The organism is Fibrobacter sp. UWH1, from assembly GCF_002210365.1.
In the GTDB taxonomy this organism is placed as follows: domain Bacteria; phylum Fibrobacterota; class Fibrobacteria; order Fibrobacterales; family Fibrobacteraceae; genus Fibrobacter.
This window is the reverse complement of the sequence record NZ_MWQG01000040.1, coordinates 1-24,659: the sequence shown is the minus strand read 5'-3', so window position 1 is coordinate 24,659 and position 24,659 is coordinate 1. Positions and strand designations below refer to the sequence as shown.

22 protein-coding genes and 1 pseudogene are annotated in these 24,659 nt (G+C 50.2%); 12 read left to right on the top strand and 11 right to left on the bottom strand.

Features of this window, described 5'->3' with window-relative positions; genetic code table 11:
* Positions 1-230 precede the first annotated feature (230 nt).
* Positions 231-854, top strand: coding sequence for a hypothetical protein (locus B7992_RS13755; RefSeq protein ID WP_088666551.1), 624 nt, complete (start codon positions 231-233; stop codon positions 852-854).
* A gap of 177 nt (positions 855-1,031) precedes the next feature.
* Complete coding sequence (locus B7992_RS13750; protein ID WP_176421951.1) at positions 1,032-1,400, top strand: hypothetical protein; 369 nt, start codon at positions 1,032-1,034, stop codon at positions 1,398-1,400.
* A 123-nt stretch (positions 1,401-1,523) separates the two neighbouring features.
* On the opposite strand, the pseudogene B7992_RS13745 reads toward B7992_RS13750, so the two are convergent.
* The 4 genes and pseudogenes from B7992_RS13745 to B7992_RS13730 form a co-directional block, all read right to left on the bottom strand.
* Positions 1,524-2,276: pseudogene (locus B7992_RS13745) on the bottom strand (5-methyltetrahydropteroyltriglutamate--homocysteine methyltransferase); the annotation flags it as partial.
* Between the two features lie 231 nt (positions 2,277-2,507).
* Positions 2,508-3,008 (bottom strand): threonine/serine exporter family protein, encoded by a 501-nt coding sequence (locus tag B7992_RS13740; RefSeq protein ID WP_088666548.1) that lies wholly within the window; start codon positions 3,006-3,008, stop codon positions 2,508-2,510.
* Between the two features lies 1 nt (position 3,009).
* Entirely contained in the window at positions 3,010-3,942 is a 933-nt protein-coding gene (locus B7992_RS13735) for a threonine/serine exporter ThrE family protein (protein ID WP_088666547.1), read from the bottom strand.
* 20 nt (positions 3,943-3,962) lie between these two features.
* Complete coding sequence (locus B7992_RS13730) at positions 3,963-4,493, bottom strand: FISUMP domain-containing protein (protein WP_088666546.1); 531 nt, start codon at positions 4,491-4,493, stop codon at positions 3,963-3,965.
* Between the two features lie 231 nt (positions 4,494-4,724).
* Here B7992_RS13730 and B7992_RS13725 point away from each other — a divergent pair, with 231 nt between their 5' ends.
* Positions 4,725-5,030, top strand: a complete 306-nt coding sequence (locus B7992_RS13725; RefSeq protein WP_073159185.1) for a metal-sensing transcriptional repressor — start codon at positions 4,725-4,727, stop codon at positions 5,028-5,030.
* 12 nt (positions 5,031-5,042) lie between these two features.
* On the top strand, positions 5,043-7,718 hold the full coding sequence (locus tag B7992_RS13720) for a heavy metal translocating P-type ATPase (protein WP_088666545.1): 2,676 nt from the start codon (positions 5,043-5,045) through the stop codon (positions 7,716-7,718).
* A gap of 19 nt (positions 7,719-7,737) precedes the next feature.
* On the opposite strand, the gene mnmA is transcribed toward B7992_RS13720, so the two are convergent.
* The 3 genes from mnmA to B7992_RS13705 all read right to left on the bottom strand — a co-directional run bounded on the left by mnmA (position 7,738) and on the right by B7992_RS13705 (position 11,427).
* A complete protein-coding gene (gene mnmA, locus B7992_RS13715; protein WP_088666544.1) occupies positions 7,738-8,844 on the bottom strand; it encodes a tRNA 2-thiouridine(34) synthase MnmA in 1,107 nt (368 codons plus the stop codon).
* Positions 8,845-9,043: 199 nt separating this feature from the next.
* Positions 9,044-9,976 carry a cysteine synthase A gene (gene cysK, locus B7992_RS13710; protein ID WP_088666543.1) on the bottom strand — a complete coding sequence of 311 codons (933 nt, stop codon included), beginning with the start codon at positions 9,974-9,976 and terminating at the stop codon, positions 9,044-9,046.
* 170 nt (positions 9,977-10,146) lie between these two features.
* Positions 10,147-11,427, bottom strand: a complete 1,281-nt coding sequence (locus B7992_RS13705) for an O-acetylhomoserine aminocarboxypropyltransferase/cysteine synthase family protein (RefSeq protein ID WP_088666542.1) — start codon at positions 11,425-11,427, stop codon at positions 10,147-10,149.
* A gap of 505 nt (positions 11,428-11,932) precedes the next feature.
* Between B7992_RS13705 and B7992_RS13700 the strand changes: the two genes are divergently transcribed.
* The 3 genes from B7992_RS13700 to B7992_RS13690 are packed head-to-tail and all read left to right on the top strand — an operon-like array spanning position 11,933 to position 15,083.
* Entirely contained in the window at positions 11,933-13,264 is a 1,332-nt protein-coding gene (locus B7992_RS13700) for a hypothetical protein (protein ID WP_088666541.1), read from the top strand.
* 6 nt (positions 13,265-13,270) lie between these two features.
* Complete coding sequence (locus tag B7992_RS13695; RefSeq protein ID WP_073158956.1) at positions 13,271-14,137, top strand: hypothetical protein; 867 nt, start codon at positions 13,271-13,273, stop codon at positions 14,135-14,137.
* A gap of 4 nt (positions 14,138-14,141) precedes the next feature.
* Entirely contained in the window at positions 14,142-15,083 is a 942-nt protein-coding gene (locus B7992_RS13690) for a hypothetical protein (protein ID WP_088666540.1), read from the top strand.
* An 89-nt stretch (positions 15,084-15,172) separates the two neighbouring features.
* Here the strand turns inward: B7992_RS13690 and B7992_RS13685 are convergent, their stop codons facing one another.
* On the bottom strand, positions 15,173-15,631 hold the full coding sequence (locus B7992_RS13685; RefSeq protein ID WP_073158960.1) for an Rrf2 family transcriptional regulator: 459 nt from the start codon (positions 15,629-15,631) through the stop codon (positions 15,173-15,175).
* Between the two features lie 80 nt (positions 15,632-15,711).
* A complete protein-coding gene (locus B7992_RS13680) occupies positions 15,712-17,067 on the bottom strand; it encodes an FKBP-type peptidyl-prolyl cis-trans isomerase (RefSeq protein WP_088666539.1) in 1,356 nt (451 codons plus the stop codon).
* Positions 17,068-17,141: 74 nt separating this feature from the next.
* Here B7992_RS13680 and B7992_RS13675 point away from each other — a divergent pair, with 74 nt between their 5' ends.
* Both B7992_RS13675 and B7992_RS13670 read left to right on the top strand, forming a co-directional pair.
* A complete protein-coding gene (locus B7992_RS13675) occupies positions 17,142-17,705 on the top strand; it encodes a hypothetical protein (RefSeq protein ID WP_073158962.1) in 564 nt (187 codons plus the stop codon).
* Complete coding sequence (locus tag B7992_RS13670) at positions 17,698-19,881, top strand: PorV/PorQ family protein (RefSeq protein ID WP_073158964.1); 2,184 nt, start codon at positions 17,698-17,700, stop codon at positions 19,879-19,881. Before B7992_RS13675 ends, B7992_RS13670 begins: the two co-directional genes overlap by 8 nt.
* A 166-nt stretch (positions 19,882-20,047) precedes the next feature.
* Here the strand turns inward: B7992_RS13670 and rsmG are convergent, their stop codons facing one another.
* Positions 20,048-20,848, bottom strand: a complete 801-nt coding sequence (rsmG, locus tag B7992_RS13665; RefSeq protein WP_254917716.1) for a 16S rRNA (guanine(527)-N(7))-methyltransferase RsmG — start codon at positions 20,846-20,848, stop codon at positions 20,048-20,050.
* A 79-nt stretch (positions 20,849-20,927) separates the two neighbouring features.
* Here rsmG and B7992_RS13660 point away from each other — a divergent pair, with 79 nt between their 5' ends.
* The 3 genes from B7992_RS13660 (at position 20,928) to B7992_RS13650 (ending at position 23,655) form a co-directional block, all read left to right on the top strand.
* The gene (locus B7992_RS13660) at positions 20,928-22,337 is read left to right on the top strand and encodes a hypothetical protein (RefSeq protein ID WP_088666538.1); all 1,410 of its coding nucleotides are present in this window, start codon (positions 20,928-20,930) and stop codon (positions 22,335-22,337) included.
* Positions 22,338-22,547: 210 nt separating this feature from the next.
* On the top strand, positions 22,548-22,952 hold the full coding sequence (locus B7992_RS13655) for a hypothetical protein (RefSeq protein WP_083539721.1): 405 nt from the start codon (positions 22,548-22,550) through the stop codon (positions 22,950-22,952).
* Complete coding sequence (locus B7992_RS13650; protein WP_088666537.1) at positions 22,945-23,655, top strand: epoxyqueuosine reductase QueH; 711 nt, start codon at positions 22,945-22,947, stop codon at positions 23,653-23,655. The genes B7992_RS13655 and B7992_RS13650 overlap by 8 nt, the downstream gene beginning before the upstream one ends.
* On the opposite strand, the gene B7992_RS13645 is transcribed toward B7992_RS13650, so the two are convergent.
* Entirely contained in the window at positions 23,652-24,533 is an 882-nt protein-coding gene (locus B7992_RS13645) for a hypothetical protein (protein WP_088666536.1), read from the bottom strand. The genes B7992_RS13650 and B7992_RS13645 overlap by 4 nt on opposite strands.
* Positions 24,534-24,659 lie beyond the last annotated feature (126 nt).

Sequence of the window (24,659 nt, the reverse complement as noted above, 5' to 3'; positions counted from 1 at the left end):
GAAAGTCACAAATTCTAGGTGTTTTTGGGGTGTCTGAATAAAGCGCTGTTGACTTTTGGGGAATAAATTGGTATAATTAGCACTGGAGGTTACAATATGTACACTACGGAACAATTAGCAAAGCGTGATGCGCTGTTGCATAAAGTGACCGAAGCGATGAACCAACTTCCGAAGTTGGATATGGTGCGTTTACGCTCCCTTTGCCACAGACCATCCCCTAGGGACAGTAAGTGATTGCTTTTCCTCTGCAATCAAGTGATGGAGCGTTCTTTTGCGAAAAGGTTCGCAACTGCGACGAACATCGGAGGGTTATCAACACTTTTGAAGTCGCCCATAAAGATGGAGACGGCGTCGTTGATTACTTGAAGAAACGGGCCATCGAAGACACTATTCGTGGCGAATCAACTACATACTTGGTTTTCGATAAATACCGCCAGCTGTGCGGCTTTTTCACATTGAAAACCTGCCTGTTGGTCTTTTACAATCGTGACGAGCAATCCCACGAAATCAGCAAAGACAGCGACGGCATTGAAATCAAAATTTCTGAATCGGCGATCGAGCTTGTCAATTTCGCAAGAAACGCTGGCATTACCGACTATGACGATATCGCTCAATACATCGCCCCAACCATGATGGCCGACTTTATCGTGCCAATCATCGAAGAAATCCGGAAATATGTAGGAGTTCAAAACATCGTCATTTATGCGATTGACGAAAAGCTGGTGAATTACTACCAGAATACATACGGTTTCGGCTTTCTTGACAAAGAGGCGACCGATTATGTGTGTGAAAATATAAAGCCGTATTACGATCACGGCGGCCAGCTGATGATCTTGAGACTTCCTAACGAATAGAATTGTCCTAGCGAATTTGCGTTAGGGATGGAAGCCGGCCACGGTTCGGACTCGCGCGGCGTTTGATTTGCGCTGTCTCATGGAGCGCGAGGCTGAACGGACACGGCAGGGACGCTTCGGCGAAGCTCGGCGACCTTGCCGTGATAACGCGACAGCCCGACCCCGGCGGCGGTTCTGTTGTGCGTGTCCCGGGAGCCGGGGGAACGGCCAAAAAAATCAGTTGAAACGGACAGGAACAAGCTGTATCTTGAAGAAATTTTCAACCTTATCCCTGCCGAATTGAACGCTCAGAACAAACGATTAGGACACGAAATCAAAAATTTTTATAGCGCAGGCCAAAAGCGCAACAAACATGGCGAGGTTCACCCATTTCTGGTACTTCGCAAAGAATCGACGCAACGCCACCCCAGTCAACAACCAAACCATATTGCACATGGGGCCTGTCAACGGCAAGAAAGCGGCAAGCAACATTACAGCGGAAAAGCTCTGATTATACGGCAACAAAAAAGAAGTCTGCGCCGTAATGCAAAAGAGACAATGGCGTAACCCGTAAAGATGCCCCGCCACTGCCGTAACGCGACCGATCGTCTAAAGCGAATGGCCACCGACAGGGAACACAAATTGGCAGGTCCCGGGGTTATCCCCGAGACCAGGCAATTCAAACTCTTATTATCCCCAGACTTCGTCGGCGATTTCCTTAATCAAGGCGATCTTTGCCCACTGTTCTTCTTCGGTCAGCTTGTTGCCTACATCGCAGGAGGCAAAGCCACATTGAGGGCTCAGCTTCAAGCGTTCCAAAGGAATGTACTTGGTCGCTTCCTTAATGCGGGCGATAACTGTCGCCTTGTCTTCCAGCTTGGGGGACTTGGAAGTAATCAAGCCAAGAACCACAACCTTGTCGGCGCTTACCTTTGACAAGGGCTCAAAACCGCCGGAGCGTTCGTCATCGTATTCCAGATAAAGCGTGTTCACATTTTCGCGGGCGAAAACGTAGTCCGCCACGGAATCGTAGGGGCCGCTGGTGAAATAGGTGGAGTGATAGTTGCCACGACAAATGTGGGTATTGATCTGCAAGTCCGCAGGTTTGCCTTCGATGGCCAGGTTGTTCACATGAAGCAGCTGATTCTTGACTACATCCAGGCTCAGGCCCAGGGACTTGTAGCGCTGTGCGGCGGCATCGCCAACGATTGCACCCCAGGTGCAGTCATCGAACTGGATAGTTCTGCAGCCAGCGTCATAAAGCTGACGGATTACGCCGCGGTAGGCGTAGGCAATATCTTCAATCAGTTCATCGTTTGTGGCGTAGAACTTGCGGGTCGTTTCGATGTTCTGGGGAACGATAAGCTGCTGGAAAAGTTGAGCAGGAGCAGGAATGGTCTGCTTGGCTTCATGACCGTCACTTTCAAGTGACTTCACAAATTTGCGGGGCGCAGAAAACTGCCCACCACATCAAAATGGTGCGTATTTGACATTGTATTTTTCCTTTTCATGTTGTCGTAGGGCTAAAGGAGAGCATTAGGCGCAAACCGTCGCCGCCACGCTGTCATCAAAGACAGTATTCAACTAAGAGTTATTTCTTAGATGTCGCCAAATATAGATGGGAACTATCGCTTTGTCCAATACTTAATTTTTAGAGTTTGCGATAGGTTTTTGCTATACGCCTTTATGAAAGAATCGATTCCACTTGATTTCAAAGGATCTTTTCTTTTGCAGGTGTATGACGAAAGTAACGCCAAAGACCATCAGCAAAATCGCCAAGAAGCACACCATAAAGTTGTAGAAAAATATGTGTATGTAATGGTCAAACAAACCGTCGCTCGGAGTCTTGAAACAAAGAATCAGGGACTGCACGGAACGATAGGCATACATACCGGGAATCATGGGAAGTAGCGCCGGAAATGCCAAGGATTCGCAGGGACATTTCCAGACTTTTCGCAAAAGGACTGCAAACATCCCGATGGAAAAACCTGCCACGAGACTCGCCCATATAATGTGAAAACCGCAAAGGTTCATCAACACAAATCGGGTGACGTGACCTATGGCTGCCACAAGGCCGCAACCTGCGAAAATCCGTTTAGGCACATTGCTGATGCTTCCAAATCCAATGGCCGCAATGGAAGCGAAAAATCCGTCTTGAAGTAATGTCAGTAACATATTAGAAGAAATGAAGGTTGGTAAGAACAAGGCCTACGCAAAAACCTAGCGATAGGCAGATGGTTAGAATGGCGCCCTTAAAAAACTGGCTGATGCAACCCAGGAACATTCCATTCAGCAAATTGCTAAGCGAATTAATATACGGGATTCCTGGAACCAGGTAAAGGATACTTGTAGCAAGTGCCACATTGGGCGTTTCTCCAATCTGAAAAACATAGCCGCTGGTACCAATGACCGTAGAAACGGTAGCTGCAAAAATCGTACCCATTCGAAAATCCAGTTTGAACCGCGAGCACAAAGTTCTTCGCAAGTAAAACCCGCAGGCAGTCGCCGTAGCCACAATGGCCATGGAAATAAAGTCCCCGTTGAACAACCTGCAGAACGAAGCGTTGGCAAGGCTCGCCAGCACAAGAACAAAATTTGGATGCAGCCTTTTTACCGCAAGAATCTTCTGGAACTTTTCATAGAAAATTTCGGGAGAATAATTTTCTGTCACCGTTTCCTTGGCAAGATGATTCAGCAAAATAATCCTGTCAAAGTCAAGGGGATTCTCCTTGATCTTCTGGTTGATGGTATAAGTTTTCTGTCGTTTATCATCTACAGCGCAAAGGAGAATATGCTGCGGCAAGCCAGTCACTTCGGCATGAATTCCAAAGTGGGTCGAAAGGTACGCCACGCTGGACAAAACCTGCATACTGGTCGCACCGCAAGCAGCCAGCGTCGCCGCAAATTCCGCAATCATTTTGCAAATAATGAATTCCTGATTTTCCTGTTGTTCAAGAATTTCAGAATGCAGCGAAGCGTTCGTCCCTTTCCCTTTCTTCGTGAAAAAAGTTTCATAAACAATCAGGAAAAGAACGATTACAAAACAGACGCCAATAAGAACGGTTGCATTTCCAGAGGAAACGCTAGTGATGTCAATATCAATTCCCATGGAAATGCCCTCAACAAAAACTAGTCTTCGATGCAGCGGACAGAAGCTGCAATATCCTTGTTGAAGTGTTCCACGGTAATGATGCCGTTATCACTGATGTTCAGCATATAGGCGCGAACCGCATCGTACTCGTCATCAATCCAAATGCGAGCCGACTTGTCGCGATCCACATAGTTATCTTCATGGTAACGGAAGCCTGCATTAACCACATTCAGCTTTGCAAATTCACCGGACGCAATCAGAGATTCATACTCAGCTTTTGTAGGAACATGCCAACCAAGAGGACAAGCCTTCTTTGCGGCAGCCCAAGTATAAAGGCGACCATAGTCAAAACACATCTTGAAATCATCGCCATAGCAGTAACTAAAATCCGCGTAGAAATTGGCGTTCTGCGCAAACCACTTTTTCCCATTGGCATTTACGACCTTATAGACATTCTCGCTACATTTCAAGGATGTTTGATCATCACTGAATTTGCATTTATGGAAGTCTTCGCAGGCGGTAAGGACGAAGGTTGCGGCAATTGCCAAGAAGGGAAGAATTTTCATCATTGTGAACTCCTATGTTTTTTGTTCGAGCCACAATGTAGAATGCCAAAGTTTTTTTGACTAATACTTTATATTTCTGAAAATTATAAGTTTTTAAAATACAATCAATTTTTGTGATAGATAAATCACGAAAGATGAATATTTGCACTAAGCACTACAATTTCACACCGGAAAAGCACACTCATAGAAAAAATGTATTGGTATATACCCCCTAGGGGTATGTATATTTACTGCATGAAAAAAGAAAAATGCTGCTGTTCCTGCAAGAAAAAGGAACGGGAAAATTCCGAAATCAAGAGCCTCATGACCCGTTTAAACCGCATTGAGGGGCAAGTCAAGGGCATTCGAAACATGATTGAAAATGACGCCTACTGCACCGATGTTCTAGTACAGGTGTCCGCCGTTAACGCTGCGTTAAACGCATTTAGCAAGACTTTGCTAGCAAACCATATCAAGACCTGCGTTGCAAACGATATCCGAGCCGGCAAGGACGAGGTCATCGACGACCTGTTGAACACTCTTCAGAAAATGATGAAATAGGTCGGGTAAGCAATGCAAAAATTCAATGTTACAGGAATGAGTTGCGCCGCCTGCGTGGCCCGTGTTGAAAAGGCGGTGAACAGCGTAGAAGGCGTTGAGAATTGCGCCGTCAGTCTATTGACGAATTCCATGAACGTGGAAGGGACCGCCGACTCCGCAGCCATTATCCGCGCCGTAGAAAAAGCAGGATACAAGGCGAACGTACAAAACAATGCAAGCGAACCATCGAGCGAGAACGCCACAGGGATTGCGAACGATACAGGGAACGCCGCCGGAACTGCCGGCACCCTGGAAAGTGTAGCCACCGCAGAAATCAACATTTTGAAACGTCGCCTGGTTGCCTCCCTCATTTTCTTACTGCCGTTGCTTTACTTTAGCATGGGCCACATGATGTTTGGCTGGCCCCTGCCCGATTGGTTCATGTCTCCCGACAAGAATCACGTAGCCATGGGTTTGGTGCAACTGATTTTAGCAGGAATCATCCTTGTCATAAACCAGAAGTTTTTCATCAATGGTTTCAGGGGATTGCTACACCGCGCGCCCAACATGGACTCCCTGGTGGCACTCGGTGCAGGAGCCTCATACCTTTACAGTATAGCCGTTATTTTCGCCATGACCCGCGCCCAAGTCGTCGGCGGGGTTTCCGCTGCAGAAACCTGGATGGACAACTACTACTTTGAAGGTGCCGCAACCATCGTCACCCTCATTACCGTAGGCAAGTTGCTGGAGGCAATTTCAAAGGGCAAGACTACCAACGCCTTGAAGAGCCTGATGAAACTGGCCCCGCAGCAGGCAACGATTGAAGAAGACGGAGTTGAAAAAATCGTCCCCATCGAAAAAGTTCAGGTGGGATCCATTTTCATCGTGAAGCCCGGCGAAAATGTTCCTGTAGACGGCGTTGTCTTGGAAGGAACTTCTGCCGTTAACGAATCCGCATTAACCGGCGAAAGCCTGCCTATCGACAAGAACGTCGGCGACACCGTTACTTCTGCCACATTGAATCAGTCTGGTTATTTGAAGTGTCGTGCCACCCGCGTCGGGAAGGACACGACCCTTTCCCAAATTATTCAGCTGGTCAGCGACGCTGCCGCAACGAAGGCTCCCATTTCAAAAATTGCAGACCGTGTTGCAGGAATTTTTGTTCCGGCGGTCATTGGAATTGCCATCGTCACTTTTGTAGTATGGTTTTTCGTTGGTGCAGAAATTGGTTTTTCTCTAGCCCGTGCCATTACGGTGCTTGTCATTAGCTGCCCCTGCGCCTTGGGCCTTGCCACCCCAGTGGCCATTATGGTAGGCAACGGTGTGGGCGCAAAACACGGCATTCTTTTCAAGACTTCTGCCGCACTTGAAAATACAGGCAGGACTCAAATTGTTGCGCTGGACAAAACCGGAACCATTACTAAAGGCGAGCCCAAGGTAACCGATGTGATAACGATGCAGGGCGTTTCCGCAGTCGATTTAATGGACATCGCCAAGTGCATTGAAAGCAAGAGCGAACACCCGTTGGCAAAGGCGATTTTGAACTATGAAAGCGGCGAATCGAGCGGCGCAGCCTCCGACACGACTTCCAGCACAAACCTTGTTGAGAACTTTGAGGCGTTGCCCGGAAATGGTCTGCAGGGAACGGTAAACGGTCAGCAAGTTTTTGCAGGTAACTTAATGTTCATCGCAAGCAAAGTGAGTGTGTCAAGCGCCATGACTACCGCGACCCACAAGCTGGCAGAATCCGGCAAGACTCCCCTGCTGTTCGCCAAGGGCAATTCTCTGCTGGGAATAATCGCTGTAGCAGACACCTTGAAGGACGATAGCAAGCAGGCCATTGCAGAACTGAAAAGCATGGGCATTCACGTGGTGATGCTCACCGGCGATAACGAACGTACGGCAAGCGCCATCGCAAAGGAAGCAGGCGTAGACGAAGTTGTCGCAGGGGTTCTTCCCGACGGAAAGGAAGCCATCATCCAGAAGTTGCAGGAACATGGCCACGTCACCATGGTTGGTGACGGCATCAACGATGCCCCGGCCCTGACCCGCGCAGACGTAGGTATGGCCATCGGGGCGGGGGCCGACGTGGCCATTGACGCCGCCGACGTAGTTCTCGTCAAGAGCAATCTTCTGGACGTTCCCGCAGCCATCCGCCTGAGCCGTGCCTCCATCAGGAACATTCACGAGAACCTCTTCTGGGCGTTCATCTACAACGTCATCGGAATCCCTTTGGCAGCAGGTTGCTACTACAAGCTTTTCGGATGGAGCCTGAACGCCACATTTGCAGCCCTCGCCATGAGCCTTTCCAGTTTCTGCGTGGTCACCAACGCATTGCGTTTGAATTTCGCAAACATCGGCAGTTCCCATAGGGACAAAAAGCTGAAGAAATCCATTTCAGGAAAAATTATCAAAGTCAACGACGAACCTTCTGCAGAACTAGAAACCGCAGACAACCCCGAAACCAACGTGCTCCCCGAAGCATCAAAACCAGAGGACACTCCCATGACCAAAACATTCACCGTCGAAGGAATGATGTGCAGCCATTGCGAAGCCGCCGTAAAAAAGGCACTGGAAGCAATCCCCGGCGTAGACTCCGCCAAGGCCAATCACAAGACAAACTCCGTAGAAGTCACCTTTTCCGAAAAGGTTCCTGTCGAAACTTTTAAGAAAGTTATAACCACCGCGGGCTACGAATTCAAGAATTAACGCAAAAAATTTATTGATTCTACTTTGTGATAATTCCCGAAGCTACAATTCCCTGACCGGCGTACAGCACCAGAATCTGTCCGGGAGCAGAAGCGAACTGCGGCTCGTCAAAATGAACGCTAATTGTTCCGGCGTTCACATCCAGCGATGTAATTCGAGCCAAAGAACCCTTATGTCCCAAGCGAATGTGCGCAGTCAAGGGTTGCTGCAACAACGGAGAATCTTCGTCCACCATCAGGTTCAATTCTTCGGCATTCACATCCACACAGCTCATAACGCTACGGGGACCAAGAACCACCTGGTTCTTTTTCACATTGATACTTACAACAAAGTAAGGTTCAGGAAGACCACCAATATTCAAGCCCTTGCGCTGACCGATGGTATAATGAATGATACCCTTGTGTTGGCCAAGAACCTTACCGTTCATGTCCACAAAGTCACCAGGCTTGTTGTCGGATTCATCAAAGAGAACTGTGTAGTCACCGCATTCCAAAAAATCCTGGCTTTCTTTCTTGGTGGCAAAATCCACCCAGCCGATTTCTGCAGCCAAAGCCTTCACGTCGGTCTTCTTCATTCCACCCAGAGGGAAGATCACGGTGGACAGCTGTTCTGCTGTCAAGCGGGAAAGGAAGTAGGTCTGATCCTTGGAATCGTCCAAGGCAGCATAAAGGAAAGGTTCCTTGGGATTCTTGAATTCTATGCGGGCATAGTGGCCGGTAGCGAAATAATCGAACTCCACTCCCATGCGGCGGGTAGCTGAATGCAAGGCGCCAAATTTAATATTCTGATTGCAGCGGACGCAAGGATTGGGGGTACGACCAGCACGGTACTCCGCACGGAAATAATCCAAAACCTGACGTTTGTATTCTTCAGTCACAGAAACAGTATAATGCGGTATGCCAAGGCGTTCTGCCACAGTCTTCGCCTGGGCGATATTTTCATCTTCACCAGGACCAAAGCAACCTTCACGACCTTCCACATGGGGCATATTCTTGATAGAGCCATCCCATGTGGCCATGGTTACGCCAATGACTTCGTAGCCCTGTTTTTTCAGAAGATAAGCAGAAAGAGCAGAGTCAACACCACCGGAAAGGCCTACGGCCACACGTTTCTTAGAGGATTCCATATTCACACCTAAAATACAGATTCTTAATTACAAACATTCAATAAAAACGCCAGAAAGTTTATTGAGCTTTCTGACGTCTTCTCACTCTGAAATTTTTATAAAGTGCATTGGGCAAGGTTCACTGGGCAGCAAATGAGACCACGCAGCCCCGCAACACTTTTAAATTTTCGAAATTTTTTCGCGATTTAATTCGGCGAACTTATTCAGCGAACAGTGCGGTAGAAAGGTAGCGGTCGCCGGTATCCGGGAGCAAAGCCACGATGGTCTTGCCCTTGTTTTCCGGGCGCTTTGCCAGTTCCTTGGCAGCCCAGAGAGCTGCACCAGAAGAGATACCCACCAGCACGCCTTCCTTGTGGCCGATTTCGCGACCGGCTACGAATGCGGCTTCGTTTTCTACTGCGATGATTTCGTCGTAGACCTTGGTGTTCAAGGTGTCAGGAACGAAACCTGCGCCAATGCCCTGGATCTTGTGAGCGCCAGCAACGCCCTTGGAAAGCACCGGAGAGGAAGCGGGTTCCACAGCAACAACCTTCACGTTGGGGTTCTGGGACTTCAGATATTCGCCAACGCCCGTGACGGTACCACCGGTACCCACACCGGCAACAAAGATATCGACCTTACCGTCGGTGTCTTCCCAGATTTCCGGGCCGGTAGTGGCGCGGTGAGTAGCCGGGTTTGCGGGATTCACGAACTGGCCAGGAATAAAGCTGTTGGGAATTTCTGCAGCCAGTTCGTTGGCACGGGCGATAGCACCCTTCATGCCCTTGGCACCTTCGGTAAGAACAAGTTCTGCACCGTAGGCCTTGATGATCTGGCGGCGTTCAACGCTCATGGTTTCGGGCATCACGATGATGATGCGGTAGCCGCGGGCTGCAGCAACGGAAGCAAGACCAATGCCAGTGTTACCGGAGGTCGGTTCGATAATCACTGCACCGGGCTTCAGCTTGCCGGACTTTTCAGCGTCATCCAGAATGCCCTTGGCGATACGGTCCTTCACGGAGCCAGCGGGGTTGAAATATTCAAGCTTTGCCAGAACCTTCGCACCGAGATTGTTAGCGGCTTCGATGTGAGTGAGTTCCAGGAGGGGGGTGTGACCAATCAGCTGATCTGCAGAAGTATAAATCTTAGACATGTTTTTTCTCCAAAAAAAGTTTTGAGGGCGGCGCTTCGCGCCTTTCAGGTTTGAGGTCGTTCGCTTCGCTCACTTTGAGGTATGCCAATTACATTCTAATCGCTCACAATGCCTCTAGGTGCGTAAGCACCGACCTGACACCTCAAAGCGAAGCGACCTCACACCCGTTATTAAACTGCGGCCAATGCCTGTTCCAAATCCGCGATGATGTCATCGATGTGTTCGGTACCGATGGAGAGGCGGATGGTGGACGGAGTGATATTCTGTTCCTTGAATTCTTCTTCGTTCAGTTCGGAATGAGTGGTGGTGTACGGATGAATCACCAGGCTCTTCACGTCGGCAACATTTGCCAAGAGGCTGAAGATCTTCAGGCTATCAATGAACTTCCAGGCTTCGGCCTGACCGCCCTTGATTTCGAAAGTAAAGATGGAGGCGCCACCCTTGGGGAAATACTTCTTGAAGTTTTCGTGATCCGGATGGGTCGGGAGGCTCGGGTGGCTAACGGAAGCAACCTTCGGATGCTTGGAAAGGAATTCCACAACCTTCTTGGTGTTTTCAACGTGGCGTTCGATACGCAGGGACAAAGTTTCAGTACCCTGGATGAGAGCCCATGCAGCAAACGGGGAAATTGCAGCGCCCTGGTCGCGGAGGAGGATTGCGCGGATGTAGGTCACGAATGCAGCGCCCGGAACAGCGTCAGCGAAGCTTACGCCGTGGTAGCTCACGTTGGGGTTTGCGATAGTGGGGAACTTGCCAGACTTCCAGTTGGTCTTGCCGGATTCAATGATGATACCACCGAGAGTTGTACCGTGTCCGCCGATGAACTTGGTAGCGGAATGAACAACTACGTCTGCACCGTGTTCAATGGGGCGGAACAGGAACGGAGTACCGAAGGTGTTGTCAACGATAACAGCGAGGCCGTGCTTGTGGCCAAGTTCGATAAGAGCGTCGATATCGGAAACGTCAGAGTTGGGGTTGCCGAGAGTTTCCAGGTAAAGGATCTTAGTGTTTTCCTTGATGGCAGCTTCAACTTCAGCCAGGTTGTGAGTGTCAACGAAAGAAGTGCTTACGCCGAAAGGTGCCAAGGTGTGCTTCAGCAAGTTGTAGGAGCCACCGTAAATGGTCTTCTGGGCAACCACGTGATCGCCAGCCTGAGCGAGAGCTTCAATGGCATAGGTAATGGCAGCGGCGCCAGATGCAACAGCGAGAGCTGCGGAACCACCTTCGAGGGCAGCGATACGCTGTTCGAAAACGCCCTGGGTGGAGTTGGTCAAGCGACCGTAAATGTTACCGGCATCGCGAAGGCCGAAACGGTCAGCGGCATGCTGGGAGTTATGGAAAACGTAAGAGGTGGTGGCGTAAATAGGTACTGCGCGGGAATCGGTTGCGGGGTCTGCGGATTCCTGGCCAACGTGAAGCTGAAGAGTTTCAAAGTGAAGATTCTGAGACATGTTTTAATTCCTTATGAGGTGTGAGGTTTTGAGGTCGCTTCGCTTTGAGGTATGAGGTTTTGCGAAGTCACCTCTTTTTGCGTTTCTCTCTTGCGTCATCCTCGACCTGATCGAGGATCTAGCATTTTGTGTTTTTGTGAGCATTTCGCTCGGGGCTTTGGTTTAATGCGTTAGCCTCGCATTCGGAATCCGGCTCGACATCGCCGGTCATTTCTCAGGTAAGTTTTAAAATCCATTTTTATTTCTCCGTACAAAATTTTTCGACCTGTTTCCTACCATTTTTGTAGGTCTTTCAAACCAACGGCTATAATGTAAAACCTTTTTCCTACAATCCCAATAGGTTTAGTAGGGAAATTACCAACTTTTTTCATAAAATTCGCTTTTCTATAGAAAATTCCTATAACAAAGCTGCAATTTTTATAATAACAACAGATAACGGGGGCTCAAATAACATTTTTTCAGCACAAAACTTATATTTCAACCTGTATTTTAGGAGGCCAACACCATGTTCAAGAAAATTTCTGCGCTTTCCGCAGTAGGATTCGCCTTTTTCGCCATGAGCGGCTGCTCCGACGATAACAGCACCGCTCCCGAAAACCCATCCGGCAATACCGTAGTCTCCTGTACCGCCAAGAAGACCTCTAGCAACACCGTGGAAATGGTCCTAAACATTCCAGGAATTTCTTCAGGCACCATCACCACAACCATCGACGGCGACAAAGCCATCCAGGAAATTTACAGCATCTACAGTTCAAGCGTCCCCGAATCCGTCTTCCAAAAAGAATGTGAAGAAAACAAGCGGGAAGCCGAGGAAGAACACGACAACGCCACGGTCACCTGCAAAGACAGAACCCTTAAAATTACAAGCGAAGAAGACGCTGAAGGCATCACCATAGACAGGCTCCTCGAAAGCAGCAAAAAAGAATGCGCCAACTTCGAAAACATGTACAAAGACAAGGTCTTTGACTTCGATGAAGATGACGACGATGACGACGATGACGACGACAATAGCCCGATTTTCACCGATCCTTCCACTCCCAGCGATAACGACGGCAATCCCATCGCAAGCAACGGTCCCGTCGGCTGCATGGTCTTAAACGATGTGGAAAACGAATTCCATGTCAGAGCAGAGGCCCGCGATTCCATAACCATCGAGACGACCGACCGCTTCTCAAACGATTCCATTTACTCAACGAATATTTTCACCTTTGGGCCAAAAGTTTCCCAAAGCGAAATAGACTACTTTTGCGAAGACTACAGGACGGTAGAAATCTATGATTCTAACGCCAGAGTCTCTTGCGACGGCAACACCATTACCTTTTCCTACATCGAAACCGACCCCTACTCCAACTTTAAGCAATCAAAGGATGATGCAATCGCCGAATGCAACCTGATTCAGCAAAAGGGATCCTTCAATACAGAAGACACCGGCGACACTCCGCTTCCTGAGGGCGACGGTTCCGACAACAGCAAAGGCAAGGCCACTTGCAAAATCAGCAAGAATTCCGACACCGAATTTGAAATGACTGTCTCCGACGCAGACACCGCCACTATGTCCATTTCCGTGGCATACATCGATGGCATCCTGGAAGAAAGCACCTCCACGGTATTCAATGAAAACCTGCCCCAGAGTTTCATCGATCAGGAATGTGCTGAAGCCAAGGAAGACGCCCTTAATGACGAAGTCGGATCCATCGTCACCTGCGAAGGAAATACCGTTTCCGGAAGTTTCAAGATGGAATACCCAATGAATCCGATCTACGTTATAAAAAGCGAACTTGTTGCGATGTGCAACGACATCCAGGAAACCGGAATCATCCCCGACGACAAATTATAACGACTCATGTTCTACACCCATTTTATCCGCATCTCCCTCGCTACAGCAAGCCTTGTGGCTTGTACGACCGATAACTCCGCTAGCCAGCCGACTTACGATTCCAGCAACGACTACATACCGGACTTATCCCAAAACTCATGTAAGATCGAAACAATCGGTGATTCCAAAATTTCTATAACCGAAGTCTATCAGGGATCAGTGTACAGTTCCATCGTTTACGACGTCACTCCCTCTGCAGTACTCATAACGCAGGACATTTACATTACACCGCTCGCCACCAACAGCCAGTTCCAGGATTACTGCGACGAGTTTGCGGAATCCGGAGATTACGACACATTCACCTGCTCCGGCCGACACCTTTCATACGAGTACAAATACGAAGTAACGTCATCCGTAAACTTGATCCGGACCAATCTTGAAAAAAACTGCGAAACGTTCTACAAAGAAAATCCCGTTATCGAACCAAACGAGCCTGTAGAATTCCCCACCAACAAAAATTCCTGCTTCATCACAAGAAACACCGATACCGATTTCAAGATGGAAGCAAACATCATTGGCATACAAAAAAACACGACTACCATAAAGTATGACGGTGAAACAATTCAGTTAATCCAAACCATACAATTCGATCCGGCCACACCAGCCGACACAATCAGTTCCGTTTGCGAAGAAAATATGGAAATCGGCAGTACAGACGATTACGACGTCACCTGCGGCGAAGACTTTGTACGTATTTACTACAGTGCAACAGTATCAACCACCACCAAAGACGAAATTGTCAATTCATACCTGAACGACTGCAAGGAATTTGACCGATTAGGGTATGCCGCATCCGCCATGCTCTATAGCTCCACCAAACAAAATTTGAGGTAGCAACATGCTAAAAAAAATTATTCCCATTTCAGCCATGGCTCTGTTGGTCATCACAGGTTGTTCATCAGATAGCAGTTCAAGTTCTAACGGTTCCGGTGAAAAAATCGGCTGCTCCGTCAAACAGACCTCCGAAAATTCCATGGTCATGACGTTCTTCGTATCGAACGCCTTTACAGCGAACATCACGACCACATTGAACGGAGACAAGGCAAACATAGAATACGTCACCGAATATTCCAGCTGGGTTCCCATGGAGGAAATCGCCTACATATGCAACGAAAACCAGCAGGAAGCCAACGAAAACCCCGGTGAATCTACAGTCATCTGTTCAGGACGTAACATCACAATTAAAGCTGTAGAAGACGCCGGTAGAAACTCCTTAGAAGATTTGATTCTTGACGCCAAGGGGGAATGCGAATCTTTCTACAAGGAGTATAGCGAGGCCTCCACCCCAGAAGATGACGAAGAAGACGGCGACAAAAACGAAGATAAAAATGAGTCCGGGAGCAGCGAACAAAACAGTTCCGGCAATTCCTCGACGAATCCAGCCGACAACGACAAAGGTCCCCTATTCCCTTCTTCACAAAACAACAAGCCCAGTTGCAACGTAGCCTCGATGGCCGATTCCTCCTTCGGCATCGACATATATGGCCCCATGGGATTCTCCTCCCAGCATATGGAATTTGCCGGTGATACCGCAATCATAACCATACTTATAAACTATGACTATTCCGTATCACAGGAACACATCGGCACAACCTGTACCGAACTGAGCGCAGACCCCAACGCAATTGAATACGAATCAAACTGCAATGGTAACCTCATTGTCGCACAAGGCAGCTATCCCCGTAACGAGTTCAGTTCCCGAGAGGAACTGATCGCCGAAATGCGAGAAATCTGCAATGAAATAGACCGTACAGAGACAGTCCCCGAATACTTTTTCTAACAAGGCATCTTGATTAAAATAGAACAGCCTGCTCCTCAAAAGAGCAGGCTTATTTATTAGTCTTATTTGTTTGCGGCTTTGCTTTTTGGTTACAGCCCACAACTCCAGACCTTGTCATCGGGAACCTTTCCATCGGTTCCTTCGACGCCCCTGACAAACTGGTCCAGCTTTACACTTTCAAGATAGCCGCGGATCATGGAATCCAGTTCCTTCCACACAGGAAGCGTCACGCAGAAATCCGCACGGTCGCAAGAATTTATCTCGTCATCCAGGCAGGCCACAGGCGCCACAGAGGTTTCGGTCTTGGAAAGGATATCCCAGACGCTACATTCCGCAGGATTACATTTCAGCTTATACCCGCCACCCTTTCCGCGGGCGCCTTCCAGAAGTTTTCCACGGACCAAGGTTCCCAAAATTCCTTCCAGGTACTTCTCGGAAATTTGCTGTCGGGAAGAAAGTTCCTGCAGTTTCACATAATTTTCGCGGCCATTCCTGGCCAAGTCAATCATGACTCGAAGAGCGTAGCGACCTTTTGTAGAAATCCTCATAAATAACCTCATCCCAAATAATAAAAAAAGGAAACGCCCCACAGAGCATTTCCCTTGAAAACTATAGGATTTGTAGGGTATTAATCCTGTCCCAGATATTCCACGGCAAAGATCAGCGTAGAACCGCCAGGAATGGGACCAGCTCCGCGGCTGCCATAGCCCAGTCCAGGAGGCACGATCAAGATGCGCTTTTCGCCGGGAAGCATGCCCTGCACGCCCAGTTCCCAACCGCGAATCACGCGACCGCCACCCAAGGGGAAGCTAAACACCTGGCCACGATCACGGGAGCTATCGAACTTGTAACCGTTGGTAAGCCAGCCGGTATAATGGACGTGGGCATTCTGACCCTTCTGGGCAGGTTCAGCCCCTTCTTCGCCCTGCTTGATTACCGCATAACGCAGGCCTTCGGGACCATTTTCGAAAGTGAGCGTCGTGGTATCCGGGAAGAAGTCCATGGATTCAGCCAAGGATTCATCAATTTCAGAAGAGACCAGTTCCACCTTAAAGATCAGCGTGGAGTTGGAAGGAATCATGGAGTAAGCTGTTGCGCCATAGCCCATGTTCGGGGAAACCCTGAACCAGCGGACGCCACCTTCACGCATACCATCCAGACCAATTTCCCAACCCTTGATCATCTTACCTGCGCCAAGTACAACCTGCAGGGGCTTGCCGAGATCCTTGGAACTGCCGAACTTACGACCAGAAAGGAGCCAGCCAGTATAATGGGTCTTCAGGACGGAACCGATTGCGGTAGGCTTACCGGAGCCCACCTTTTCGTCATAAATCTTCAAGCCCTTGCCTGCTTCACGCCACTTGAGACCTTCTACATTCTTGGGGAACACATCCGGTTCCATGGGCTTTTCGGCACCCACCAGTTCCACCTCGAAATACAGGTCGGAATAGGCGGGAATGCCTTCCAGGGAATTTTCGCCGTAGGCCATCTGATAAGGGACATACATCTTGCGGATTTCGCCAACCTTCATGCCCACAAGGCCCTTTTCCCAGCCCTGAATGACCATGCCCATGCCAAGGGTAAATTCCAGCGGTTCGCCCTGTTCGTAGGAGTTGGCAAAAGGCAGCTGACCTTCGGACTCGGTAGATTCCGCTTCGGAAGCGGTCTCGGTTGCGGCCTCGGCAGAACCTTTCAAAAGTTTGGTCGTGTCAACTTGTGTCACACCAGCCACCTGGGCAGAACCCAGGTCATTGGCCAGGCGAAGGGAATCGGCCAAACGCAGGGAATCCAAAACCCTATTCTTCTCGGCCAGAATCTTAGCACTGTCCAAATAAAGATAACCCTTATAGTGAACCTTGATCAGCTGACCTGCACGGATTGTATCGCCAGCACCTTCCTTGACGGTTTCCACCTTGAAAGGGATAGCAAGGGCATTACAAACGGCCAAAACAAGAACAGCTGTAAAAATCTTCAATTTCGACATATAATCTCCTATTCCACAAAATAGAAAATGCTAGTTTTTGAGAGTAAGGCAAAAAGTCCAAAACGGAATTAAATATGCTGTCAATCATTATTGTAATCGCAATTATCGTGCTTTCTATCATCCTGGCCGCCATCGGAGCCTATGTGGTTATCCACAGTTCCGACGAAAAGGACGAGGTCAAGCCTGTAATTGACGTTTCCGGCCAATACGCCGTGGTGGTCCGCCCCGCTAGGGAGTCCCTCACTGCAGTCAAGCCCTCTGAAGCCTCCCTCCGCTCCTGGCTCGAGACACAGAACATGAGTCCCGAACAGCGCGAGGCCCTGATCGCCCAGTGGAACGCCACCATGGAAGAAACCATCCGCACCGTGGACGAAGGCGACAAGAACGGCACCGCCACCTACCGCATCGAGCTTGGCCCCAAGGGCAAACAATATTGCAAGTTCGTGAACGAAGAGAATTTTATTACCCGCGAGCAGATCCGCAACCACGCGGAAATCCTGCCGCCCTACGTTTTGGGCTGCGACTGCAGACTCCTGCCGAAGCAGCCCTGGGAAAACCCCAGCAAGTCCGGTTGGAAGGCAGTTGTCCCGTCACACGGAAGCAACTACGACATCCCGGATTGGAGGCAACTTGCGTAAATCCCTACTTTCTGCAATTCTTTTAGCACCGGCGCTGGCTCTTGCCGCAGGTTCTGCGATTATCACCTTGGAAATGCCCGTTGGCGCCCGCCAGCTGGGTATGGGCGAAGCAGGTGCGGCCCTGGCAGATGACGCCGCCGCCATGTATTACAACCCCGCAGGTCTGGCTTTCGGCCCCCTGGCCGACGAATGGCGCATGAGCTACCCGGCCGATTCCAAGAATGCCCCCTATTTTACAAGCATGGCTTCCCGCTCCAAGAATGGCTTCTTCAGCAAGAGCGAACTGTGGGCAGGTACTGCCAACGGTATCCTGAAGTTTGACGGCGAACAGTGGGTCGACTATCATTCCATTACCCTGCAGGGCAATGCCAAGGTCCGCGACGCCGTCAAGGTGTACGCCGGTTCCGAACGCGGCCTGGAAGAAAATGTCAGAAAGGTCAAGGAATTCAACGAGATCAAGACTGCCGACGATGAAAAGCACATCGTAGAAGTCAAGATGCCCTGGAACCTGATTGTTAAGGACACCATTACCGCAGTCCTTTACGAAAGCCGTACCGAAAAGCTGTGGGTAGGTACACCCAAGTCCCTTTACCGTTTTGACGGCAAGGCCTGGAAGAGCTACGACAGCGAACTGGGAAACCACCGCGTTACTGCCTTGGTAAGCCAGGGAGCCTCTATCTGGATCGGTACCGACGACGGTCTCTTCGTATACCGTAACGGTCAATTCGAGCAGAAGGGCAAGGTCCTGCCCAGCCAGAAGATTACCGCCCTCGTATGGTCTGAACTCCGCAAGGAACTTTATGTTGCCGCAGAAGGCGCAGGCGTTGCCCGCCTCATTCCCAAGAAGAGCGTCAACGACAAGGACCGCTGGAGCCTGTTCAACGAAGAAGATGGAGTCATGGACAAGAGTCCCACCGCCCTGGCCGTCGACAGTTCGGGCCACGTGTGGGCAGCCCATAAGGGAGGCCTCTCCCATTTCAACCTCCGCAAGTGGGAACAGATCCAGTTCGCCGACAATACCGTCAACGACATCTCCGTCGACCAGAAGGGCGGCATCTGGATTGCCACCGACAAGGGCGTCTGGCGCCACCTGCCGGATTACGCTACCGCCAGCGGCCGCAAGGCAGAACTTGAACGCACCGAAGCCGACGAGGCCGAAGGCAAGCGCGATGACGAATGGGTCCACTACCACTCCGGAAACGGCCTTTCTGTAAACAAGGTTTGGGCAGTTCTTCCCCAGGGTAATGACGTCTGGTTCAGTACCGCAAACGGTATGGAACAATTCAAGGACGCCGACTACCAGCTCACAGCCTTCTACGAAAAGCTTTTGCCGATTCTCAACATTCCCGACCTCTACCACCTTTACGGCGGCATGACCATCCCCCTGAACGACTGGGGTACCATGGGCTTCTTCGTAAACTTCGTTAGCTTCGGTTCTACAGTTGCGTCTGGCGATGTGGACGCTGACGACCTGGTGGCCTACAACAGTTCTGAAATCGTTGGCGGCTTCAGCTACGGTACCCGCTTCCCCGGCGACTGGGGCCTAGGCCTCAGCATCAAGTTCTTCTATTCTGACCTCAGTTCCGGCGCAGGATCCGGATCCGAAGAAGCAACTACCTTCGGTTACGCATTCGACGTGGGCGTCCTCAAGAAGAACCTGATTGTAGACGGTTTGAATTTTGCATTGGTCCTGGCCAACATCGGCCCCAGCGTCTATTACGTCGACAAGACCATCGAAGACCCCATCCCGCTGACCTGGCGCCTGGGCCTCTCCTATGAAATCCTCTCCCTGGCCGACTATAAGTGGGTCGTGGTCGCCGACTACAACCGCGAAGTGGTTTATGACGACAGCAAGGGAAATCCCGAACCGTTCTACGTATCCTGCTGGAAATCCCTGATCAATCCTGAACGCGGTGGCAGCGGCCTGGAAGGAGCCAAGAACTCCTTGATGCAGGGCGTCTTCAACGTAGGTACCGAATTTATTTACGCCAACACCATCGCTTTGCGACTGGGTTACCTCCACGACCAGACCGGTAAGCGCGACGAAGTGGACATGGGCTTCGGCTTCATGCTCTCCGACATGCTGCAATTCGACTTCGCAACCATCAAGGACGTAGGCGAAAGCGACGGCGTCCGCGACGGCCAGATGCGATTCGGCATGGTATTCAAGTTCTAAAAGACGCAAGGGGGCAACCGCCCCCTTTTTCATTCCCCCGAAATAAACCCGAATAAACCAGCGGTCCCTGCTGCGAAACAAACCCCAGAAGCGTAGCGCCTGGGGCTAGAAGTGAGCACAGCACATTTCAGCGGGGGGGGTCCAGGGGGGCAGTAGCCCCCATGTATCATCGTACCCTTTCGAATATTACGAGGGCTCGTTCCTGTGTGCTGTTGGGGATTGTATAGAAGTGCTTTTCCAGCAAATTGTATCCATAGTCTTCGGGATGCAAGGTCTTCAGTTCGTCAGCGGCAGCAGGCCCCTTCATAAAGAACACGCGCCCACCCACCTTCAGGGAGTTCTGTAGACGGGGGAAAGTCTTTTCCATCAGTTCAAAGGCGCGGCTGATAACACCATCCACAGGAATAGTCATGCTGCGGCTAGTCACCTTGTGACCGAACACATCGATATTCTTCAGCCCCATCTTCTCGATGACCATGTTCAAGAAGTTGATGCGGTTCGGGCGCGGTTCGCAAAGAGTCAAGTTGATATTGGGATTCACGATCTTCAGGGGAATACCCGGGAAGCCGGCTCCACTACCCACGTCAATCATACGGGCAGGCCACTTTTCAACAAAGGCGTTGATCAAAGTGCAGTCGGCATAATGACGTTCAACCATGGTTTCAAAAGCATTAAGGCGAGTCAAGTCCTGGTCTTCGTTGTTGGCTCGGAGAAGCTGATGATATTCCCAAATCTGCTTCAAGGTTTCTTCCTGCAGTTCCACACCATAATAATGCAAAAGCTTATCGAGGCCAGCCAGAGACGGCGTAACACGCTTTCCGTTAAACAGCGGAAACTCGGTGCGGGGAGCTTTCATGTGAGGCACAAAGGCACTGCCCAAGGCATCGGCGCCACGAGCAGGCATACGAGAAGGAGCTTTACCCCAGGAACCCTTTGCGGGCTTTTTAGACCAGTTAGAATTTGCCATGAACCCAAAATTAGAAATCCCCAAAAGAAAAAAGAACCCCCAAAAGTGATGTTTCGGCAATTCGTGCGTGTATATAGGTATGAATAATTTTTTCTTGGTATATATTCGCAAAATAACAACCGCATTCTGTTTATTCTCGGGCTTCGCCCTCGCCCTTGATGAGGCCGCGGTTTTCAAGTGGTGGGACGACGGGCTAATTTCCGCAGAGGAAGCAACCGAAATGCTGAACCTGCTGGAAGAAGGCAATCAGGAAGAAGCCTGCCTGCTGGCCGAAACCTATTCACTGGAAGACTGCCAGCCCCAACAAGAACCCACCGTTCCTCAGAACTCCGCAAAATCCCAGCGCCCGCCCCTAACGCCCCACGGTTACATCCTCTGGAAAGGCAGAACCGATTCTCTGGGGCATCTGGAAAGTTCCCGACTTTCGCTTCAAGTGGATTTTTACCGCTACCGCCTGCGCCTGGGAACGCAGGAACTTCTGAGCTACCGAAACGAAGGCAGCGAGGCCCACTTCGGGCAAATTTCAACGCGGGAAATCCACAGCTATATTCCGCTGGACACCTTATGGGGCACAACGTTTACATACCCTCTAGGAAACCTCACGCTGGGCGGAACGTTAGACACGGCCCTAAACCTGGAAGCCCGCCTAGGCTACCGGAAACAGGCCGATATTTTCTGCTGGACCCATCCCGAAAGCAACTCCTGCGGAATCCAGGCAAGAACCTCCTGGGGCACCGTCGCAGGCTGGTGGCAACACGGCCAATCCCTCCCCCTGATCAAGATGCAGTTACAGCGGAACGAAAAAATTTCAACAAGCCGAAGTTCCGCCAAAAACAAAAATGCAGAAATCATCAGCTGGAAAATTTCAGCCTACATTCACGGAGACAGCGTCCCGGATCAGTCCCACCTCAGTTCCAGCATTCTAAACAGCATGTTCTGGTATTCCCAGAATATCGCCTACACCGACGCAAGCCCATGGCGCAACCGAATCTCCACAAACATCCGCGTCACCACCCCACTGCCAAATGACAGCGCCCTGCAGCAAACCACCGCCCGCATAAAAGTACAGCTGGACTACGGCCCCCAACAACTCCGCGGAACCGCAAGCGCCACCTGCCTAGACGCCGCCGAAAACTGCCGCAAGGACGACCTGAAATTGCAAGGGGTTTCGCTGCTTTCCCACAGCGATTCCCAAACAAAAAACGGACTCTCCCTGCAAGGCAGCGTCAAGACGACCTATACCCGAAACGAAGGGCTGAACACTCCCCGACTAGAGACGGGCCTCTCCTACGGCACCAACAGTCTCAATAAAGCTAGCGTTTCCCTTGTGCTTCCCCAATCCAATCCTCAAAAAAACATCCAGATCCGCACCCAGTCCGATGTGGGAACAGACCAAATCCAAATATCCATCGCCGCCACCTTCAAAAAAAAGGCAAGAGCCCCCTTCCACCCCGCCCACGCCTATCTGCAACTAAAAGGGCTTTTTTAGCCAGGAATCGCCTAAAGGTAACGTTCTGTATACAAGCTGTATACTCGAGTATACAAGAAAATTTCACTTTTTTTTTCTGCACACCCAAGATTATCTATCTTTGGGATACCCAAACACTCCCTGAGCCCGCTAGGTTACCTCCTTTACCTCGCGGGCTCTTTCTTTTTGTGGGTATTCGGGACTCCAGCGCAAATTGTTAAATTTTACGTTATGATGATTGCAGCAATTATTGGAGCCGTCGCCTTCGCTCCTTCTATCGGGTTGAATATCGCCCTGGCTCTGGGGGCCCCCCTAGGTGCATACGCCATGAGCGGGCGCCACCGCGTCGTTCCCAAGGAAGTACGCAAGGCATTCGTTGTTCCCATCATCATGCAGTTCGTGGCGCTGTGGTTTCTGCTTACCGCCGGTGCCGTGTTGCCCGATGCCGCAAACCAGTTGCTGCCCGCCATCATCACCAAGATTTTCGCGTTCTTTTTCGCCTTGTACCTGACGTTCTATGCCGCCACGGTTTTGTTCAGTGCCAGCCACAAGGAAAAGACCGTCATGGGATTTTTCGCCGTCGTCAGCGCATTCTGTTTTTGGGCCACCGCATTCGGAACCCTGAACTATGACTGATTTCGCAGAAAACGTCGGCAAGGCCAGCCCGAAACCGCCCAAGCACAACTTCCAACGAGATCTGGAGTACATCCTCCGCGGATTGGATAAGCGTAAAGAAGTTCCCACTTTGCTGTTGCACGCCTGCTGCGCTCCCTGCAGCAGCCATTCCATCGAGTACTTGTCCCAGTATTTCCGCATCACGGTTTTCTATTACAATCCCAACATCGCCCCCGACGAGGAATACCGTCACCGCGTCGCAGAAATCAAGCGCTTCGTTGCAGAATTCCCCACCAAGCATCCGGTAACGCTGATCGAGGGCGAGTACGTCCCGAAGAAATTCTACGACGCAGTCCGCGGGCTGGAAAAGGAGCCCGAAGGCGGCAAGCGCTGTCGCAAATGTTTCGAATTGCGTCTTTCGGAATCCGCAAGAATCGCAAAGGAACTGGACTGCGAATACGTCACCACCACCCTTACCATCAGCCCCATGAAGGACGCTCAGGTTCTGAACGAAGTGATGGAAGAACAGTGCCAGAAATACGGTGTGAAGCGACTGCCCACGGACCTGAAAAAGAAGGGCGGATTCAAGCGTTCCACCGAACTTTCGGAGCAGTACCATCTTTACCGTCAGAACTTCTGCGGCTGCGTCTATTCCCAGCGGGAAGCTCAAGAACGTGAAGCACGCGCCGCCGCAAAAACTGCAGAAAGCAACGCAGAACTCTAAAGCGACTTCAGCAACGCCACAAGACTGAAAATATCCCAGGGGTTTTCATCCACAAATTCGCAGGGTACATGGGTTGCGGGCAAGATGTAGCTTAAGGTTGTCTTCGGTGCCCCAAAGCAGCGCTTATCCCTCATGAGGATTTCGCGGGGAGCAGGCACCAGACCCGCAGAGGTCTCGCGATAGTCTATGGCGTTGTGAACCTTGTTACCGCAGGAAATACAAGTCCCGCTAATGGAATGTGTGCCCGAAAGCATTGACCCACAGCACCAGTAATTATAAACGTCTCCACTGCAATGGGGGCAGCCATGATGGGCAACACCAAAGCAGTACTTGTAGTAGTTCAGAAGTTCACCGAGGCAAATGTACCTGCCCCCAAACCAGCAGTAGCTAAAGCCCACGTTGCTAAACTGCAGGGAGGCAAACTCCCGATACTTCATCACAAAATCCTTATGCTTCAGAATCAGCGGCAAGTTCTCCAAAAAACATTCTGCCGCCTGGTCACGGCCTAAGGCCGCAGACATTTTCTTGCGCAATTCATGCTGGGCAAGAGCTTCGGCCAGTTCTTTTTCGCCAATATCCAGCGTCTCGTAAATGAAGGAACGCAAACGTTTAGGGACATTTCCATTCTCTGCTATATGGCAAAATTTTGCCAGCAGGCTAGAATCCGTTTCCCTGAGTTTTACATCACGACTTTCGCAGTGGCGCTTGTACATTTCCAGAAGATCGCCGGGAACATAGCCCTTTGCAGCCATTCTTTCACGAATTATTCGTGCCAATTCAATGGCGGAATCCACATGGAAACCGTCACAGAACTTCTTTACAATTTGAGAATGAGAATTGGGTCCGTTCTTCGGACTAAAATCAAAAGACAAAGCCATAAGGCCTCCTCGTTTAGCTGTTTATATATCCGCCCGCAAGTAAGGTTAAATCGGCGGTTCATTATTTATATGGCGAATTTAAGTCGCCAAGTAAATTTGTTTAACTTGCCTAGAAATATACTCTAA

Bases quoted from the DNA above. Each gene is read 5' to 3' on its own strand.
- B7992_RS13740 (WP_088666548.1), bottom strand. From the start codon at position 3,008: ATGTTACTGACATTACTTCAAGACGGATTTTTCGCTTCCATTGCGGCC.
- B7992_RS13735 (WP_088666547.1), bottom strand. From the start codon at position 3,942: ATGGGAATTGATATTGACATCACTAGCGTTTCCTCTGGAAATGCAACC.
- B7992_RS13730 (WP_088666546.1), bottom strand. From the start codon at position 4,493: ATGATGAAAATTCTTCCCTTCTTGGCAATTGCCGCAACCTTCGTCCTT.
- B7992_RS13725 (WP_073159185.1), top strand. From the start codon at position 4,725: ATGAAAAAAGAAAAATGCTGCTGTTCCTGCAAGAAAAAGGAACGGGAA.
- B7992_RS13720 (WP_088666545.1), top strand. From the start codon at position 5,043: ATGCAAAAATTCAATGTTACAGGAATGAGTTGCGCCGCCTGCGTGGCC.
- mnmA (WP_088666544.1), bottom strand. From the start codon at position 8,844: ATGGAATCCTCTAAGAAACGTGTGGCCGTAGGCCTTTCCGGTGGTGTT.
- cysK (WP_088666543.1), bottom strand. From the start codon at position 9,976: ATGTCTAAGATTTATACTTCTGCAGATCAGCTGATTGGTCACACCCCC.
- B7992_RS13705 (WP_088666542.1), bottom strand. From the start codon at position 11,427: ATGTCTCAGAATCTTCACTTTGAAACTCTTCAGCTTCACGTTGGCCAG.
- B7992_RS13700 (WP_088666541.1), top strand. From the start codon at position 11,933: ATGTTCAAGAAAATTTCTGCGCTTTCCGCAGTAGGATTCGCCTTTTTC.
- B7992_RS13695 (WP_073158956.1), top strand. From the start codon at position 13,271: ATGTTCTACACCCATTTTATCCGCATCTCCCTCGCTACAGCAAGCCTT.
- B7992_RS13690 (WP_088666540.1), top strand. From the start codon at position 14,142: ATGCTAAAAAAAATTATTCCCATTTCAGCCATGGCTCTGTTGGTCATC.
- B7992_RS13685 (WP_073158960.1), bottom strand. From the start codon at position 15,631: ATGAGGATTTCTACAAAAGGTCGCTACGCTCTTCGAGTCATGATTGAC.
- B7992_RS13680 (WP_088666539.1), bottom strand. From the start codon at position 17,067: ATGTCGAAATTGAAGATTTTTACAGCTGTTCTTGTTTTGGCCGTTTGT.
- B7992_RS13675 (WP_073158962.1), top strand. From the start codon at position 17,142: ATGCTGTCAATCATTATTGTAATCGCAATTATCGTGCTTTCTATCATC.
- rsmG (WP_254917716.1), bottom strand. From the start codon at position 20,848: ATGGCAAATTCTAACTGGTCTAAAAAGCCCGCAAAGGGTTCCTGGGGT.
- B7992_RS13660 (WP_088666538.1), top strand. From the start codon at position 20,928: ATGAATAATTTTTTCTTGGTATATATTCGCAAAATAACAACCGCATTC.
- B7992_RS13655 (WP_083539721.1), top strand. From the start codon at position 22,548: ATGATGATTGCAGCAATTATTGGAGCCGTCGCCTTCGCTCCTTCTATC.
- B7992_RS13650 (WP_088666537.1), top strand. From the start codon at position 22,945: ATGACTGATTTCGCAGAAAACGTCGGCAAGGCCAGCCCGAAACCGCCC.
- B7992_RS13645 (WP_088666536.1), bottom strand. From the start codon at position 24,533: ATGGCTTTGTCTTTTGATTTTAGTCCGAAGAACGGACCCAATTCTCAT.